The sequence below is a fragment of the Rhodospirillum centenum SW genome (assembly GCF_000016185.1).
In the GTDB taxonomy this organism is placed as follows: domain Bacteria; phylum Pseudomonadota; class Alphaproteobacteria; order Azospirillales; family Azospirillaceae; genus Rhodocista; species Rhodocista centena.
The window spans coordinates 1,028,119-1,044,076 of the sequence record NC_011420.2 but is presented as its reverse complement, the minus strand read 5'-3'; the positions used below and the strand labels follow the sequence as shown (position 1 = coordinate 1,044,076).

Here is a 15,958-nt window from a genome sequence, read left to right as displayed (position 1 = left end):
CCATGGTCGCCCGGACGGCCAGCGCAGGCCAGCCCCCTGTCCCGACCTGCCCGCGCTCCGGTGCCGGCAACGCCGTGCTGGCCGCCCCCAACGCAAAAGGCCACCCCGAGGGGTGGCCTCAGACTGCTGACAAAGGCCTGGCGTGAGCCGGGCCTTTGTGATTCGATTGGTCATGCTGAGGAAACCGACGGCGCAGCAGACTGAAATCGAGATGGTGACGCTCGACGGTCTGGTTCCGCCCGATCACCTGCTTCGCAAGATCGACGCGGTGATCGACTTCTCCTTCATCCATGATCGCGTGTCCGGGCTTTACTGTCCGGACAACGGCCGTCCGGCCCTTGATCCGGTTGTCATGTTCAAGGCGCTGTTCATCGGCTACCTGTTCGGCATCCGCTCCGAACGCCAGCTGGTGCGCGAGATCCAGGTGAACGTGGCGTATCGCTGGTTTCTGGGTCTGCGCCTGACCGATCCGGTGTTCGACGCCTCGACGCTGAGCCAGAACCGGCGCCGGCGTTACCGGGACACCTCCGTGGCGCAGGACATCTTCGACCATGTGGTGGAGCAGGCGATCGGCCACGGGCTGGTGGACGGCACCGTGCTCTACACCGACAGCACCCACCTCAAGGCCAACGCCAACAAGAACCGCTACGACAAGGCGGTGGTCGCCAAGTCGCGGGCGGATTACTGGGACGATCTGGACCGGGCGGTGGAGGCGGACCGCGCCACCCACGGCAAGAAGCCCCTCAAGCCCAAGGACCGGCAGCCGCCCGAGAAGGAGACCAAGATCAGCCGCACCGATCCGGAGAGCGGCTACATGGTGCGCGATGGCAAGCCCACCGGCTTCTTCTACCTTGATCACCGCACCGTGGATGGGCGCCATGGCATCATCACCGACAGCTTCGCCACCCCCGCCAACGTGCACGACAGCATCGTCTATCTCGGCCGGCTCGACCGCCAGCGCGCCCGCTTCGCGCTCGACGTCAAGGCCGTCGGGCTGGACGCCGGCTATGCCACGGCCGGGATCGCAAAGGGGCTGGAGGACCGCGCCATCCTCGGCGTCACCGGCTACAACCGACCGACACCCCCGGCCCCGGGGATGATGCCCAAGAGCGCCTTCACCTACGAGCCCGGGACCGACACCTGGTCATGCCCCGGCGGACAGGCCCTCGCCTACGCCACCACCGACCGCAACGGCTACCGCCACTACAGGAGCGATCCGGCCCTCTGCTTCGCCTGCCCGCTGCTCGCGTCGTGCACCCGCAACCCCAAGGCCGTCCGCACCATCACCCGCCACCTCTGGGCCGACATCCGCGAGCGCACCGACGCCCACCGCAAGACCCCCTGGGGCAAGGCCATCTACAAGCGACGAAAAGAGACGGTCGAACGCTCCTTTGCCGACGCCAAACAGCTCTTCGGGCACCGCTACGCACGCTTCCGCGGCCTCCTCGGCGTCACCTGGCAGTGCCTGCTCGCCGCCGCCGCCCAGAACATCAAGAAAATCGCCCTCGCAATCGCCCCGAAGGCAGCCCTCCGGCCAGCCTGAGACAGAAACCTCCCTGTCTGCCCGATCCACCCAACCAGTTTCGACAGCCGCAATCCCCAAAAATGAAAACCCCGCCGAAAACGACGGGGTTTGTCATCGGTCTGAGGCCACCCCGAGGGGTGGCCTTCCACGTCGAAATCCGTCGCGCCGGGATCAGCGCGAGTAGAACTCGATGACCAGGTTCGGTTCCATCTGGACCGGGTACGGCACGTCGGCCAGCCCCGGGGCGCGGACATAGGTGCCCTTCAGCGCCTGCGAGTCCACCGACAGGTAGTCGGGGATGTCGCGCTCGCCGGAAGCGGCAGCCTCCATGACGAAGGCGAACTGCTTCGCCTTGGAGCGCACCTCGATGCTGTCACCGTCCTTCACCGTGTAGGACGGGATGTTCACGCGGCGGCCGTTCACCAGGATGTGGCCGTGGTTGATGAGCTGGCGCGAAGCGAACGGGGTGGCCGCGAACTTCATGCGGTAGACGACGGCGTCCAGGCGGCGCTCCAGGAGCTGGATCAGGTTCTCGCCGCTGTCGCCCTTGCGGCGCACGGCCTCCTGGTACAGCCGGCGGAACTGCTTCTCGCCGATGTTGCCGTAGTAGCCCTTCAGCTTCTGCTTCGCCATGAGCTGCATGCCGTAGTCGGACGGCTTCTTGCGGCGCTGGCCGTGCTGACCCGGACCGTACTCGCGCTTGTTCACCGGGGACTTGGCGCGACCCCAGAGGTTCACACCGAGGCGGCGGTCAATCTTGTACTTGGCTTCTTGACGCTTGCTCATCTTCACTCCGCGGGCGCGTGCGCCCTGATCAGGCGGTGCCTGTGCACCTTGTTGTCCCGGTAGTTCCTCCGTCTTTCCCCCTGCCGGCCGCCAAGGCGGACCGGAACGGGCAAAGCCGGTGACGGGGCGCCGAACCGCTCGGCACCCGCCTTCCCGGGAATAGGGTCGCGGATATAGGGGATTCCGGTGAACCTGTCAAATCCGGCGGGCTGCGTTCCGACGCGAGGCAGGCTCCCGAACGGAGCCGTCTCAGACGCGGATGTCCACTCCCGTCGTGACCGGCAGGGAGGCGGCCAGGGTGTCCACCGTCCGCACCTGCCGCGCGATCTCCGCCTCCATGCGGGCGAAGTCTTCCTCTTCCCGCGGGGTGCCGGTCCCATGCGCGACTGTCGCGCGGCGCACCACCGCCTGAAGCAGGCGCAGGGCCTTCACCGCTTCCTTCAGCGTGTCGCGGACACCGTCATCGTCGCGCCGTTCGTCGGTCCCGTTGCGGTCCGTCGAGCCGGAGGGGGCGCCTGGTGTCTCCGCGGCAGCGTCGCGCGCAGCATCGTCCGCCGTGGTGGAGGCGTCACGGCCGGCAGTATCCGCCTCGCCCGCAGCCTCACCGGCCGTACGCTCGGCATCGGCCGCCGCGGCCTCGGCCTGTGCCGCCTGTGCCTCGGCGGCCTTCGCCTCGGCTTCGGCGTCGCCCCCCTCGCCCGTCTCCGCCTCTCCGTCAGAGCCAGCCCCGGCAGCGGCAGCGGTTCCCTGCGGCATGGCAGCGACAACGGCCGCGGACGACAGGGCACCGCCGCCGGTATCGGCAAGACCGGCGAGTTGCTTCGCCACGGCAGCGATCTGTTTGGCGAGGCGTGCGGCCGCCGCGGCGGCGGCCTTCGGCTCCAGGAAGGAGGCCATGGACCGCGCCTGGGCGATCAGGCGCTGCAACTCGGACTGCAGCACGCTCCGCCGGCGGGCTTTCGCCTCTTTGACGACGCTGCTGGTCTGGCTGAGCGCGCGGGGAATGTCCTCGCGGATGCGCTTCAGCGTCTCCAGCGCCGTCCGGGCTCCGTCCTCCTTGGCCGCGGTTCCGCTCGCTGCCGCGGCATCGGCCTGTTTTCCGCTTCCCGCCCCGTTACCGCTTCCGGCAAGGGCCGGGCCGGTCGGGCGGGATGTACTGGTCGGAAGTGCCGTTCTGGCGTCCACACGCATGGCTTTGCCCCGCGCCCGGTTCTGATCCGGCCTTCAGGGTGACACCGGAACCGCCCCTTGGCAACTCCGGGGCACTCCTTGCGGCGGATCTACTCGGTCCGCGCGCGCTGCTTCTTGCGCCCGACCAGGGCGGCGATGATGCCGTGGAAGGTGCGGACTTCCTGCTCGGTCATGTGCGCGCGCTGCAACGTGTTGCGCACGTTGCGCACCATGGACGGCTTCTTGTCCGGATGGGTGTAGAAGCCGGTCTGGTCCAGTTCCCCCTCCAGATGGTCGAACAGGTTGTGCAGTTCTTCCTTCGTCGCCGGGGGGCTCTGGCCGGTGTGGGTGTAGAACTCTTCCGCCTGCGCGGCCTCCATCCACCATTCGTAGGCCACCAGCAGCACGGCCTGGGCGAGGTTGAGGGAGGAGAAGCCGGGGTTCAGCGGGACGGAAATCATCGTGTCCGACAGCACGATGTCGTCGTTGACGAGGCCCGTGCGCTCCGGCCCGAACAGGATGCCGACCCGGCGCCCGGCGGCGACATGGGCGTGCAGGTCGCGCGCCGCCCGGCGCGGGGTGACGATGTCCTTCACCATGTCGCGTACCCGCGCCGCGGTCGCATAGACCTTGTGCAGGTCGGCGATGGCCTCGCGCGTGCCGGTGAAGACCCGGGCGCGGTCCAGCACCTCCGTCGCGCCGGCCGAGGCGGCGACCGCCTTCTCGTTCGGCCAGCCGTCGCGCGGATTGACAAGGCGCAGCTCCGTCAGGCCGCAGTTCAGCATGGCGCGGGCGCAGGCGCCGATGTTCTCCCCCATCTGGGGCTCGACCAGGATCACGACGGGGCCGCCCTGGGCATTCAGGGCGGCCTGGGATTTGGCCAGTTCCGGACGGTTGGTGCCGCTGCTCATTCTGTTCCGGGGACGGTGGTGGGAGCCTCACGCCGCGGGGGCGTGCGCCTCCCTACCCGCGCCCGAGCGGTAAAGGCAATAGGTGATGCTGTCGAACAGGGCATTGAAGGAGGCGTCGATGATGTTGGCGGAGACGCCGACCGTGGACCAGCGGTCGCCGCTTCGGTCCTGCGTCTCGATCATGACGCGGGTCACGGCCTTGGTGCCGTCGTTCGGGGTCAGGATGCGGACCTTGTAGTCCACCAGCCGCATGCCTTCGAGCTGCGGGTAGACGTCGCGCAGCGCCTTGCGCAGGGCCTGGTCCAGCGCGTTCACCGGGCCGTTGCCCTCGGCCACCGTCATGACCGGCTGGCCGGGCGCGGTTCCGACCTGGGCGAAGGGCGGCACCTCCACCTTCACCGTCGCCTCGGACAGCGTCACCAGCTCGTTCCGCGCGTTCCAGCGCCGTTCGTCCAGTACCCGGAAACTGACCAGCCGGAAAAAGTCCGGCACCTGCCCCAGCGCGCGCCGGGCCAGCAGCTCGAAGCTGGCCTCCGCCCCGTCATAGGCATAGCCCTCGTACTCCCGCCGCTTCACCGCCTCGACAAGCTGGCCGATGCGGCCATCGCCGGGATCGACCTCCAGCCCGACCTCGCGCAGCCGGGCCAGCACGTTCGACCGCCCCGCCTGATCGGAGACGAGGATGTGCCGGCGGTTGCCCACGAGGTCGGGGTCGATGTGCTCGTAGCAGGCCGGGTCCTTCTCCACGGCCGAGACATGCAGCCCGCCCTTGTGGGCGAAGGCGGATTCGCCGACATAGGGCGCGTGGCGGTTGGGGGCGCGGTTCATGCGCTCGTCCAGCATGCGGCTGACATGGACCAGCCGCTTCAGGTCCGCCCGCGCCACGCCGGTCTCATAGCCCAGCTTCAGCATCAGCGTCGGCAGCAAGGAGACGAGGTTGGCGTTGCCGCAGCGTTCCCCCAGCCCGTTCAGCGTGCCCTGGATCATGCGCGCGCCGGCGCGCACCGCCGCCAGACTGTTGGCGACGGCGTTCTCCGTGTCGTTGTGGCAATGGATGCCCAGCCGTCCGCCGGGGATGCTGCGCGCCACCTCCGCCACGATGCGCTCGATCTCGTGCGGCAGGGTGCCGCCGTTGGTGTCGCACAGCACGATCCAGCGTGCCCCGGCCTCATGCGCGGCCTGGACGCAGGAGAGCGCGAACTCCGGATTGCGCCTGTAGCCGTCGAAGAAGTGCTCGGCATCGAACAGCGCCTCCCGCCCGCGGGCGACGATGGCGGCGACGCTGTCGCGGATCAGCTCCAGGTTCTCCGTCCGCGAGATGCCGAGCGCCACGTCCACATGGAAGTCCCAGCTCTTGCCGACGATGCAGACGGCCGGCGCCCCGCTGTTCAGCAGCGCCGCCAGCCCGCCGTCGTTGGCGGCGCTGCGGCCCGGCCGGCGGGTCATGCCGAAGGCGGTGAAGGTGGCGCGGGCCAGCGCCGGCGGAGCGGCGAAGAAGGCGTCGTCCGTCGGATTCGCGCCGGGCCAGCCGCCCTCCACATAGTCGATGCCCAGCGCATCCAGCTCGCGCGCGATGGCGATCTTGTCCGCGACGCCGAAATCCACCCCGGACGTCTGCGCGCCGTCGCGCAGTGTCGTGTCATAGAGATAGACGCGGTTCGTTTCGTTCATTACCGGCAATCCAGGCGCAACGGAATTGCGAGAATGCCGGAAGCGTCTCCCGGGATCAACGGGCTTCTGCCGCCCGGTCCCGGGAGACGCGGAAGGTCAGGCCCGCTTCCAGCTCGTGCCCTGGGGACCGTCCTCCAGCACGATGCCCTGCTCCAGCAGCGCGGCCCGGATGCGGTCGGCCTCGGCGAAGTCCTTCGCCTTGCGGGCTTCCTTGCGGGCCTGGATGGCCGCCTCGATCGCCGCCTCGTCCAGGCCATCGGTTCCCTTGGGCGTGCCGCGGAACCAAGCGTCGGGGTCCTGACGCAGGAAGCCGAGGAGCCCCGCCGCGGCCTTCAGCCGCCCCGCCAGTCCAGGCCGCGCCGCCGCGTCCGCCTTGTGGAAGGCGGTGGCCAGCTCGTGCAGGTGGCTGATCGCCAGGGGGGTGTTCAGATCGTCCTCCAGCGCCGCCAGCACGTCGAACGGCACCTCGGCGGCCCGCACCTCCTCCAGCCCGCGCAGCACGCCGTACCAGCGGTCCAGGGCCTGCTTCGCCTGGGCGATCTTCTCCTTGGTGAAGTCCAACGGCTGACGGTAGTGGGCGGACAGCAGCGCCAGCCGGATCGCCTCACCGGGAAACTCGTCCAACAGCTCGCGCACCGTGTAGAAGTTGCCCAGCGACTTCGACATCTTGTCGCCGGCGATGGTCAGGAAGCCGGAATGCATCCAGACATTCGCCATCACGGCCGTGCCGTGGGCGCAGCGGCTCTGCGCGATCTCGTTCTCATGGTGCGGGAAGATCAGGTCCAGCCCGCCGCCGTGGATGTCGAACACCGCGCCCAGATGCGCGGCCGTCATCGCACTGCATTCGATGTGCCAGCCCGGCCGGCCGGTGCCCCAGGGGCTGTCCCAGCCGGGCTCGCCCGGCTTCGCCGGCTTCCACAGCACGAAATCCGCCGGGCTGCGCTTGTAGGGCGCCACCTCCACCCGCGCGCCGGCGATCAGCTCGTCCTGGCTGCGGCGGGACAGCCGACCGTAGTCGGGCATGGCCGGCACATGGAACAGCACATGCCCTTCCGCCGCATAGGCGAAGCCCTGCTCCACCAGCCGCCCGATCATGGCGATCATCTGCGGGATGTGCGTCGTCGCCCGCGGCTCGATGTCCGGGCGCAGCAGGCCCAGCGCGTCCATGTCGGCATGGAACTGGGCCGTGGTCCGGGCGGTGACGCCGTCGATCGGCTCGCCCGACCGCTGCGAGCGGTCGATGATCTTGTCGTCCACGTCGGTGATGTTCCGCGCGTAGGTGACGCGCGGATAGAGGTGCTTCAGCAGCCGGGCCAGCAGGTCGAAGGCGCTGAAGGTGCGGGCGTTGCCGACATGGGCATAGTCGTAGACCGTCGGACCGCAGACATAGAGGCGGACGTTCGACGGGTCGATCGGGGTGAACGCTTCCTCGGACCGGGTCAGCGTGTTGTAGAGCGTCAGCGCCATGGCAGGGAATTCCGGACGTCGCGGGCCTGGAGTGAGGCGGGCCTGGTGAAGGGGAAAAGGCTCAGCCGTGCGGACAGCGACAGGGGCCGGCCCCCCGGCCCTCCCCGGAACGGGCCGCACGGGTCGCGGCCGGATCTGCTGGCGTGAAGACGGTCATCGTGGTCGGCTGCCGATGGAAAACGGGAGGAACCGCCCTCAGGCGGTCCGGCCGGACAGGCGCTTCAGCGCCCGCTCCCGGCCGATGAGTGGTAACAGCGTTTTCAGCTCCGGTCCATGCTCGCGCGCGGTCAGCGCCAGCCGCAGCGGCAGGAACAGCGCCTTGCCCTTCGCCCCCGTGCGCTCCTTGACGGCGGCGGTCCAGGCGCCCCAGGTCTCCGGTCCCCACGGTTCCGACGGCAGCAGCTCCGCCGCGGCGGCGGCGAAGGCCGTATCCCCGATCACCGGGGTCAGCGGCGCGTGCGCCACCTGCCACCAGTCCAGGGCATCGGCAAGCCGGGTCAGGTTCGGCCGCACGGCCAGCCAGAAGGCGTCGTCGGCACCGTCCAGGCCCAGCGCCCGCAGCCGCTCCTGCACCGCCGCGAAGGGCTGGGCGTGCAGCACCTGCGCGTTCAGCCGGGCCAGCTCCTCCGGATCGAAGCGGGGCGTGCCGCGGCCCATCCTGGCGAGGTCGAATTCCGCCGCCAGCTCGGCCAGCGAGAGCCGCGCCTCGATGGCGTCGGAGGTGCCGAGCTTCGCCATGTAGGAGCAGAGCGCCAGCGGCTCCACCCCCTGCTCCCGCAGCGAGCGCAGGCTGAAGGAGCCCAGCCGCTTCGACAGCCCCTCGCCTTCCGCCCCGGCGATCAGGGGGAAGTGCGCAAAGACCGGCACGCCACCCTGCCCTTCCGCCTCGGCCAGCGCCTGGAAGAGCTGGACCTGCACGGCCGTGTTGGTGACATGGTCCTCGCCGCGGATGATGTGGGTGATGGCGAAGTCCTGATCGTCCACGACGGAGGTCAGGGTGTAGAGCGGCCGGCCGTCCTCCCGGATCAGCACCGGGTCGGACAGGTCGGCTGCCTGGAAGCTCTTGTGCCCCTGGATCAGGTCGTCCCAGACGATCTCCCCCGGCTCCAGCCGGAAGCGCCAATGCGGCCGGCGGCCCTCCGCCTCCAGCCGGGCGCGGTCGGCGTCGCCCAGCCTCAGGGCGGCGCGGTCGTAGATCGGCGGCCGCCCCTGGGACAGCAGGGCCGCGCGCTTCAGCGCCAGTTCCTCCGCCGTCTCGTAGCAGGGATAGAGCCGGCCCGCCCGCTTCAGGGCCGCGACCGCCGCATCGTAGCGGCCATAGCGGTCGCTCTCCCGCGCGAAGCGGTCCCAGTCCAGGCCGAGCCAGCGCAGATCCTCTTCGATGGCGGCGGCGAATTCGGGCGTGGAGCGTTCCTCGTCGGTGTCGTCCAGGCGGAAGAGGAAGCTGCCCCCGGCCTTGCGCGCGAACAGCCAGTTCGTCAGGGCGGCGCGCAGGTTGCCGATGTGCAGGAGCCCGGTCGGGCTGGGGGCGAAGCGGACGGCGACGGTCATGGGACGGCTCGGGTCGAAGGGGCGGCGACCGATAGCACGCAGGGGCGGCGACGCCAACTCCGCCGGCCCGCCGCGGTCATGGCAGCCCGTACACGCTGACCGGCCGGTCGAGCCCGCGCAGGGCGTGGCTGCCCAGATCGTGCAGGTCGTTGCGGCCGGAACAGCCGGCGAACTCGGCGGAGACGACGACCCGGCGCTCCACCCCCTTCGCCACGTCCAGCAGGCGGCTGGCGAGGTTGACCGCCGGCCCGACCACCGTGAAATCCAGCCGCCGCGGGCCGCCGATGTTGCCGAAGGCGACATAGCCGAGATGCAGCGACAGGCCGTAATCGAGCGGGGGCATGCCGTCGGGCGGAGCGGCGTTGAACCCGTCCACCCCGCGCGACAGCCGGTCCGCCGCCTCCAGCGCCCGATGGCAGGCTTCCCGCGGGTTCAGCTCCTCCGCCGGGAAGATGGCCAGAAGCCCGTCGCCCATGAACTTCAGCACCTCGCCGCCCTGCCCCTCCACCGCCTCCACGGCCAGGTCGAACCAGCAGTTCAGGCGCTGGATCACCCGGTCGGAGGCGTTCTCCTGGGTGAAGGCGGTGAATCCCCTCAGATCGCAGAAGCAGATGGCGGCAAAGATGCTGGTGCAGTCGCCCCGCCGGATCTGGCCGCGGAACACCCGCTCGCCGGGACCACGGCCGAGATAGGTCGTCATCAGGTCGCGGGCGATCTCCGCCACCACGCGGGCCTCGACATGGGGACAGAGCATCCGCGCAACCGTCTCCAGGTCCGCCAGATCGGCCGGGGTGAACCCGCCCGGCCGGGTGGTGGCGAAGGACATGGCGGCCGTCCGCTCCCTCTCCTGGAACGGAAAGGGGGCGATGAAATAATCGGTGAAGCCCTCCTTGCGCAGGCGCCGCAACAGCGGCATGCCGGCGTCCCCCGTCTCCAGATGCTGCCGGAACGGGCGGTCCGTCTCATCCACGATGCGGACAGGGCTGGCGAGATAGTCCTCGCTCATCTCCAGACCCCGCGGGGCGCGGTACAGGCTGACCCGCCCCCCTCCCTCGCTGAGCCAGACGCGGCCATGCCCGCCGATCTCGGGATGCAGCATCTCCAGGTTCAGGGAGACCCGGTCCAGCGGCAGCCCCAGCCCGCACAGCCGCGAGCAGATCCGGGGCAGCAGCGCATCCAGGTCGCAGGGATCGGTGCCGGCGTGCAGCAGCCAGTCCCGGAAGGAGGACAGGCGGGAGGCGGGGGCTGGCTCGCTCAAGGGCAGGGTCCGGAACAGCGCGGTGGGCCTGCTAACAGAGTTGACGCTGCCGTGGCGCGACGCAACTGCGGTTCGGGACGGCCATGCTCATCCGATGCGGCCGGTCCCATCCGTCCGGACGCGACCGCCGCCGAAGCCACGCGGCGGGAGCGCCCGGTCAGAAGCAACTGTGCTCGATCCCCTCGGCCGTCAGGTCCTGGAAGCGCTTGAGATAACGCCCGTCCGTGAGCATCGCCGGATCGCGGACGGTATCGGCATTGAGCTGGCGCATGTCGTCGCGGACGCGGTCGCAGGGGCTGGCGCAGGCGGCCAGGACGACCAGGGCGGCCAGCGACAGGGCGGCACGGATTCTCAAGGCGGAACTCCGGTGAGACGGAAACGACCCGATCCGAAGCTGAGCCGACGGCGCCGGCGAATCCAGGGCGCGATCGGGGAATCTTCCGGGCGCGGCAGCAAGCCGCCCGGCTTCTTCAACCTCTGACCGCCACCATGACGATCTTCGGGCTGTGCGGCTCGAACGGCTCGCCCCGGAAGCCGCCCGCGACCAGCTCCAGCCTCAGGCCGGCCAGCGAGAGCATCAGGCCCAGCTCGAAGCGGAAGACCAGCCGCCAGTCGAAGCCATAGGGGACCCGGCGCACGCTGGCGTCGGGCAGCACCTCATCGTACCAGCCATGGATGCGCTGCACCTGGGCCGCATCCATCGGATCGACCAGGGCGATCTTGCTGTAGGGATTGCCGGTGTCGCGGCGGGTGCGGGTGAAGGAGACTTCGGGCACCGCCTGCCCGTTCAGGGGCATCACCAGCGGGTTGACGACGTCCAGCGCCAGCCGCCCCCCCGGAGCGAGATGGCGGACCGCCGCGACCAGGGCGGAGAGTTGCCGCCCCGCATCCGGCACGAGGTTGAGGCCGTTGAAGGCCCAGACCACCAGGGTGTGGTCCTTGCGCGGCAGATCCAGGGTGGCGGCATCGGCCCGGACGGGCGTGACGCGCGCCCGCACCGCCTCCGGCTCCCGCTCCAGGCGGGCGCGCAGCCGGTCCAGCATGGGGGCGGCGATGTCCACCGCCGTCACGGGCGCGTATGCGGCAAGCGACCGGGTGATGCGGCCGCTGCCGCAGCCCAGTTCCAGCACCGGCCCCGGGCTGCGTTCGGCCAGCGCCCGGTAGAAGGCGGCATCGTGCAGGACGCCCTGGCGCGCGACCATGGCCCGCAGTGCCGGGTCGTCACCGATCTCCTCCGGCGCGGGATAGTCACTGTCGTAGTAGAGCCAGCTTCCGTCCGTCCCGGGCACGTCGGAGTTCATGCCGTCTCCATCGCCGCTGCCACCGCCCTGGTCCCGGATGCCATCGCTTTCGCCCTCGTTCCGGCAGGAACAGTCTGCGGCTCCGCGATCCGCGGCGCAAGCGGAACGGTGGCGACTGCGCGACCGTCTCAACCCCAGGTGAAGCGGGGACGGCGCTTGGCGACGAAGGCGCCGTAGCCCTCCCGGAAGTCCGGCCCCTCGAAGCCGGCCGCGAACAGGGCGCGGGAGTCCGGCGTCTCGGTGTCGAAGCCGTCCATGATGTCCTGCACCATGCGCTTGCTGGCCCGGATCGTGTACTGCGAGCGCTCGCACAGCTCCGCGACATAGGCCAGCGTCTCCGCCTCCAGCCGGTCCACGGGCACGACGCGGTCCACCAGCCCGATGCGCAGCGCCTCCTCCGCCTCCACCAGCCGGCCGGAAAACAGGATGTCCTTGGCCCGGGCCGGTCCCACCGTCTCCACCAGCCGGCGGGTGTCGGCATAGCCGTAGACCAGCCCCAGCTTCGCCGGCGTGATCCCGAAGCGGGACCCTTCGGCGGCAAAGCGCAGGTCGCAGGCCAGCGCCAGACCGCAGCCGCCGCCGACGCAGATGCCGCCGATGCTGGCAAGGACCGGACGGGACAGCCGCTCGACAGCGTGGAATCCGGCCCGCACCGCCTCGTTGTAGGCGCGCGAGCTTTCCGGGGTGGCGTAGACCTCCGCGAACTCCGAGATGTCGGCTCCGGCGGAGAAAGCCCGCCCGCCGGCCCCGCAGACGATGACGACCTTGATGTCGGGATCGGCCTCGACCGCCGCCACGAGACGGGGCAGCGTCCGCCACATCTCCAGCGTGATGGCGTTGTGCTTGTCGGGGCGGTTCAGCACCAGCCGGGCGATGGCGCCGTCACGGTGCAGCAGCAGCGGGTCGGGGTGATCCGTCATCGGTCCGGTCCGGAAACGCAGGCGGGAACGGGGCGCTGTCTAGCATCCGGGCAGAGGTCCCGCCACGCAAAGCTGGGCAGAATCCTCACAGCGGACCCTGGCGCAGGGGGCGGAAGTACTTCAGCACCTGCTGCAACTCCGCCCGGAGCTGTTCGTCCTCCCGCAGCTTGGCCTGGAGCCCCGCATCCCGCTTGGCGAGGAAGACCACATGCTCCTTCGGCGGCAGCAGCCGGTAGGAGGGTTTGGCGGCGATGGTGCCGTCGTCCTGGATGGTGGAGAGGAAGAAGCTCACCCGCATGAACTTGGAGAAGAGCTTGCTGCCCGACTCCGGCGGTTCGCGCGCGATGATCGAGAAGATGTAGTGTGCCCGGAAGAAATAGTAGCTGCGGTAGATCCGCTGCACCGCCTGGAAATGCTCCGCCGGACTGGAGATGCGGCCGACAAGCTGCTGCTCCTTGAATCCCGCCATGAAGCAGGCCGATGCCTCCCGGGCGAAGATCAGCGGCCGCTCGCGCGCCTGGCTCAGCCGCCGGCGGTATTCCATCAGCCCCCGCCCCAGCAGGGCCTGCATCATCCGCCGCTCCACCTCCAGTTCCGCGGGCGTGCCCATCATGAACTCGATGGCCGGCATGAGCTGGAGCGGATGGGTGATGCTGGCCCGCCGGCCCCGCCCCTTGCCCAGCAGCGATCCCTGGAGCCAGTCGATGACATCGTGCGCCTGCCAGCGCAGCCGGACCACGCCGGGGACGGTGATCAGGCCGCTGGCCTGGAGGAACAGGCGGAGCTGGTCCCGCCATGTCTTCTGCGGCAGGGAGACGGCGTCCATGTCCGGCACCCGGATGCCGTTGGGCAGGACCTCGGCAGCGGGGGGCAACGGACGCTGATCCAGGCTCCGGCCATAGATCACGCCGCGCGTCTTCTGCTCGCCCCCGACGAACGACATCCGCCCCCGATCCCTCCGGCGCCCCCTCCGGCACCGCCCGTTACGACGAATCCGCAAACGGATTTACCACATCCGGACAGGATCGCGCATCCCCCCGCGCCCCTCTTTCCGGACCCGCGCAGGGTTCCGCCGCCCCGTCCGTACAAGGGATGACGGCGGGACGGATCCCCGCCGGAACCCCTGACGAGGTGTTGAGATGAAGACCCTGCTGCTGTCGGCCTCCCTGACCGCGTTGCTCGCCCTGCCGGCGATGGCCCAGCCCGGCCCCGGCCCGGGCGCTCCCGGACCCGACGGGTTCTTCGGCGGCCCCGCGATGACGGCCTTCGACGCCGACAAGAACGGCGTGATCGACCGGGACGAGTTCAAGGCGTTCCGCGAGGCCCAGTTCAAGGCGCTCGATCCGAAGGGGACGGGCCGCATCAACCGCGAGGAATTCCCCGATCTGATGGAGAAGGCCCGCGAGGAACGGCGGGAGGAGCGCCGGGAGGCCATGGCCGGCCGCCTGTTCGATGCCCTGGACACGAACAAGGACGGCATCGTCACCAAGGAGGAATACGCCGCCCGCAACGACGAGGCCTTCGGCCGCTGGGACCGCAACGGCGACGGCAAGATCGACAAGAACGACCGGCCCAGCCGCGGCGACCGCGGCGAGCGCTGGAAGGACCGATGAAATCGCCGGCGGCCGTGCGTACCCTGTCCACCGGGGACCCCGGCCGGCACCGGGGCCAGCCGGTCCTGACGGTGGCACAGGTGAGCAGCACGCCCGAGTACACGACGGAAACGGAGAGCGACGAGGCCCTGGTGGGCCGCGTCGCCGCCGGCGACCGCACCGCCTATGCGGAACTGGTCGCCCGCCATCTCGACCGCACCGTGACCGTGGCCGTCCGTGTGCTGGGCAGCCGCGCGGCCGCCGAGGACGTGGCGCAGGAAGCGTTCCTGCGCCTGTGGCAGAACGCGGACCGCTTCCGCCCGGAGGCGGCCCGCTTCTCCACCTGGTTCTACCGGATCACCGTCAATCTCTGCCTGGACGCCCGCCGCCGTCCGGTCCATGACGACCTGGAGGCGGCAGGCGAACCGGCGGACCCGGCGGAGGATGCCGTCACCCGGATTGAGCGGCGGCAGACGGCCGAGGCCCTGGCCCGCGCCGTCCGGGACCTGCCGGAGCGCCAGCGGGCGGCGGTGTCCCTGACCTACGATCTCGGCCTCAGCAACGCCGAGGCCGCGACATCCCTGGGCATCGGCGTGAAGGCGTTCGAGGCCCTGCTCGTGCGCGCCCGCCGCGCCCTGCGCGAGCGCCTGACCGGCGGCGGAGAGGCCGGCACGGATGGAACTGAAGGAGGGCGGACATGACCCCGAGCCGATTCGCGGACCTGCTCGACCGGCTGGGTCCCTGCCTGGACACCTGGCCCGACCGTGAGCGCGACGCCGCCCTGGCCCTGCTGGACAGCTCGGAGGCGGCGCGCCGGGACCTGGAAGCGGCGACACTGCTGGCCGACATCCTGCCGGACCTGCCCCGGGTGGACGCGAGCCCGTCGCTGCGCAGCGCGGTCCTGGCGCTGCCGCTGGAGCACCCGCGCATGGTGGCCCCGCGGGGCCTCGCGGCCTGGCTGGACTCGGCCTTCGCCGTCCCCTGGAGACAATGGACCGCCGGGCTCGGCAGCGCCGTCGCCTGCGGTCTCGTCGGCTTCATGCTCGGCTACAGCGGGCATGCCGCCATTCCCGGCGTCACGCCGGACACCGAACAGACCGCCGATACGGCGCTTGTCGCGGTCCTGACGACGGATCTTCCTGACCTGGACAGTTGGCCATGACCCGCACGACCCTGATCCTCTCCATCCTGTTGGCGGTCTCTCTCTGCATCAATCTGCTGATCGCCGGCATTGCCATCGGCCACGCGGTCGGCCGCGACGACCGTCCCGGCTGGGACGGCCCGTCGGTGCTCCAGTTCATGGGGCCGGGTGCGACCCTGATTCCGGAGGAGACCGCCGGCAACGTCCTGGCACGGCTGCGGCGGGAGAGTGCCGGCGACCGTGGCCATTTCTTCTCGGAGATTCGCAAGGCGCGCGAGGAGGTCCGCTCGGCCCTCGCCGCCCGCCCGTTCGATCCGGCGGCGGCTGACGCGGCCTTCACCTCCGTCCGGCAGGCGACGGCCGCGATGCAGCAGCGGCTGCAGGAGGCGGTGGTCCGGACCATGGCCGAGGAACAGGCCCGCGGCACCCTGCCCCCGCCCCCGCCGCCGAAGGAGCGCCGCTCCTCCGGCCGGGAGCGGCCCGACCGCGACAGGGGAGGACCCGAGCGTCACGGCCCGGACAGACCCGGCCCTGACCGGCCTGGACCCGACAGACCCGGCCCCGACGGGCCTGGGCCCGCCAGACCGGCCCCCGGCGGGCCGGAGCCCGAGGGCGGCCGCTGACGGCGAACGGCCCCACCCCCGCCCGGGGATGGGGCCGTATCC

Annotated in this window: 16 protein-coding genes; 5 read left to right on the top strand and 11 right to left on the bottom strand. The window is 70.5% G+C overall.

Features of this window, described 5'->3' with window-relative positions; translation table 11 throughout:
- Window positions 1-172 precede the first annotated feature (172 nt).
- Entirely contained in the window at window positions 173-1,543 is a 1,371-nt protein-coding gene (locus tag RC1_RS04655) for an IS1182-like element ISRce2 family transposase (RefSeq protein WP_012566799.1), read from the top strand.
- A 153-nt stretch (window positions 1,544-1,696) separates the two neighbouring features.
- On the opposite strand, the gene rpsD is transcribed toward RC1_RS04655, so the two are convergent.
- From rpsD to RC1_RS04600, 11 genes are all read right to left on the bottom strand, one after another.
- Complete coding sequence (rpsD, locus tag RC1_RS04650; RefSeq protein WP_012566194.1) at window positions 1,697-2,311, bottom strand: 30S ribosomal protein S4; 615 nt, start codon at window positions 2,309-2,311, stop codon at window positions 1,697-1,699.
- Window positions 2,312-2,560: 249 nt separating this feature from the next.
- A complete protein-coding gene (locus tag RC1_RS04645) occupies window positions 2,561-3,502 on the bottom strand; it encodes a hypothetical protein (RefSeq protein ID WP_012566193.1) in 942 nt (313 codons plus the stop codon).
- 89 nt (window positions 3,503-3,591) lie between these two features.
- Window positions 3,592-4,392, bottom strand: coding sequence for an RNA methyltransferase (locus tag RC1_RS04640; RefSeq protein WP_012566192.1), 801 nt, complete (start codon window positions 4,390-4,392; stop codon window positions 3,592-3,594).
- Window positions 4,393-4,419: 27 nt separating this feature from the next.
- The gene (cimA, locus tag RC1_RS04635) at window positions 4,420-6,063 is read right to left on the bottom strand and encodes a citramalate synthase (RefSeq protein ID WP_012566191.1); all 1,644 of its coding nucleotides are present in this window, start codon (window positions 6,061-6,063) and stop codon (window positions 4,420-4,422) included.
- A gap of 96 nt (window positions 6,064-6,159) precedes the next feature.
- Complete coding sequence (gene cysS / locus RC1_RS04630; protein ID WP_012566190.1) at window positions 6,160-7,530, bottom strand: cysteine--tRNA ligase; 1,371 nt, start codon at window positions 7,528-7,530, stop codon at window positions 6,160-6,162.
- 195 nt (window positions 7,531-7,725) lie between these two features.
- The gene (gene gltX / locus RC1_RS04625; protein WP_012566189.1) at window positions 7,726-9,081 is read right to left on the bottom strand and encodes a glutamate--tRNA ligase; all 1,356 of its coding nucleotides are present in this window, start codon (window positions 9,079-9,081) and stop codon (window positions 7,726-7,728) included.
- A gap of 76 nt (window positions 9,082-9,157) precedes the next feature.
- A complete protein-coding gene (locus tag RC1_RS04620; RefSeq protein WP_012566188.1) occupies window positions 9,158-10,339 on the bottom strand; it encodes an adenylate/guanylate cyclase domain-containing protein in 1,182 nt (393 codons plus the stop codon).
- A gap of 157 nt (window positions 10,340-10,496) precedes the next feature.
- Window positions 10,497-10,694: a hypothetical protein gene (locus RC1_RS04615; protein WP_012566187.1), complete on the bottom strand. Its 198-nt coding sequence runs from the start codon at window positions 10,692-10,694 to the stop codon at window positions 10,497-10,499.
- A 115-nt stretch (window positions 10,695-10,809) separates the two neighbouring features.
- Complete coding sequence (locus RC1_RS04610) at window positions 10,810-11,640, bottom strand: class I SAM-dependent methyltransferase (protein WP_012566186.1); 831 nt, start codon at window positions 11,638-11,640, stop codon at window positions 10,810-10,812.
- A gap of 128 nt (window positions 11,641-11,768) precedes the next feature.
- Complete coding sequence (locus RC1_RS04605) at window positions 11,769-12,560, bottom strand: enoyl-CoA hydratase-related protein (protein ID WP_012566185.1); 792 nt, start codon at window positions 12,558-12,560, stop codon at window positions 11,769-11,771.
- Window positions 12,561-12,645: 85 nt separating this feature from the next.
- A complete protein-coding gene (locus RC1_RS04600; protein ID WP_012566184.1) occupies window positions 12,646-13,503 on the bottom strand; it encodes a hypothetical protein in 858 nt (285 codons plus the stop codon).
- A gap of 196 nt (window positions 13,504-13,699) precedes the next feature.
- Between RC1_RS04600 and RC1_RS04595 the strand changes: the two genes are divergently transcribed.
- The 4 genes from RC1_RS04595 to RC1_RS04580 are packed head-to-tail and all read left to right on the top strand — an operon-like array spanning window position 13,700 to window position 15,916.
- Window positions 13,700-14,173 (top strand): EF-hand domain-containing protein, encoded by a 474-nt coding sequence (locus RC1_RS04595; RefSeq protein WP_012566183.1) that lies wholly within the window; start codon window positions 13,700-13,702, stop codon window positions 14,171-14,173.
- Window positions 14,170-14,853: an RNA polymerase sigma factor gene (locus RC1_RS04590; protein ID WP_012566182.1), complete on the top strand. Its 684-nt coding sequence runs from the start codon at window positions 14,170-14,172 to the stop codon at window positions 14,851-14,853. Before RC1_RS04595 ends, RC1_RS04590 begins: the two co-directional genes overlap by 4 nt.
- Window positions 14,850-15,314, top strand: coding sequence for a hypothetical protein (locus tag RC1_RS04585; protein WP_012566181.1), 465 nt, complete (start codon window positions 14,850-14,852; stop codon window positions 15,312-15,314). Before RC1_RS04590 ends, RC1_RS04585 begins: the two co-directional genes overlap by 4 nt.
- Window positions 15,311-15,916: a periplasmic heavy metal sensor gene (locus tag RC1_RS04580; protein WP_012566180.1), complete on the top strand. Its 606-nt coding sequence runs from the start codon at window positions 15,311-15,313 to the stop codon at window positions 15,914-15,916. The genes RC1_RS04585 and RC1_RS04580 overlap by 4 nt, the downstream gene beginning before the upstream one ends.
- Window positions 15,917-15,958 lie beyond the last annotated feature (42 nt).

Coding starts and splice junctions, on each gene's coding strand:
- RC1_RS04655 (WP_012566799.1), top strand. CDS start 173: ATGCTGAGGAAACCGACGGCGCAGCAGACTGAAATCGAGATGGTGACG.
- rpsD (WP_012566194.1), bottom strand. CDS start 2,311: ATGAGCAAGCGTCAAGAAGCCAAGTACAAGATTGACCGCCGCCTCGGT.
- RC1_RS04645 (WP_012566193.1), bottom strand. CDS start 3,502: ATGCGTGTGGACGCCAGAACGGCACTTCCGACCAGTACATCCCGCCCG.
- RC1_RS04640 (WP_012566192.1), bottom strand. CDS start 4,392: ATGAGCAGCGGCACCAACCGTCCGGAACTGGCCAAATCCCAGGCCGCC.
- cimA (WP_012566191.1), bottom strand. CDS start 6,063: ATGAACGAAACGAACCGCGTCTATCTCTATGACACGACACTGCGCGAC.
- cysS (WP_012566190.1), bottom strand. CDS start 7,530: ATGGCGCTGACGCTCTACAACACGCTGACCCGGTCCGAGGAAGCGTTC.
- gltX (WP_012566189.1), bottom strand. CDS start 9,081: ATGACCGTCGCCGTCCGCTTCGCCCCCAGCCCGACCGGGCTCCTGCAC.
- RC1_RS04610 (WP_012566186.1), bottom strand. CDS start 11,640: ATGAACTCCGACGTGCCCGGGACGGACGGAAGCTGGCTCTACTACGAC.
- RC1_RS04605 (WP_012566185.1), bottom strand. CDS start 12,560: ATGACGGATCACCCCGACCCGCTGCTGCTGCACCGTGACGGCGCCATC.
- RC1_RS04600 (WP_012566184.1), bottom strand. CDS start 13,503: ATGTCGTTCGTCGGGGGCGAGCAGAAGACGCGCGGCGTGATCTATGGC.
- RC1_RS04595 (WP_012566183.1), top strand. CDS start 13,700: ATGAAGACCCTGCTGCTGTCGGCCTCCCTGACCGCGTTGCTCGCCCTG.
- RC1_RS04590 (WP_012566182.1), top strand. CDS start 14,170: ATGAAATCGCCGGCGGCCGTGCGTACCCTGTCCACCGGGGACCCCGGC.
- RC1_RS04585 (WP_012566181.1), top strand. CDS start 14,850: ATGACCCCGAGCCGATTCGCGGACCTGCTCGACCGGCTGGGTCCCTGC.
- RC1_RS04580 (WP_012566180.1), top strand. CDS start 15,311: ATGACCCGCACGACCCTGATCCTCTCCATCCTGTTGGCGGTCTCTCTC.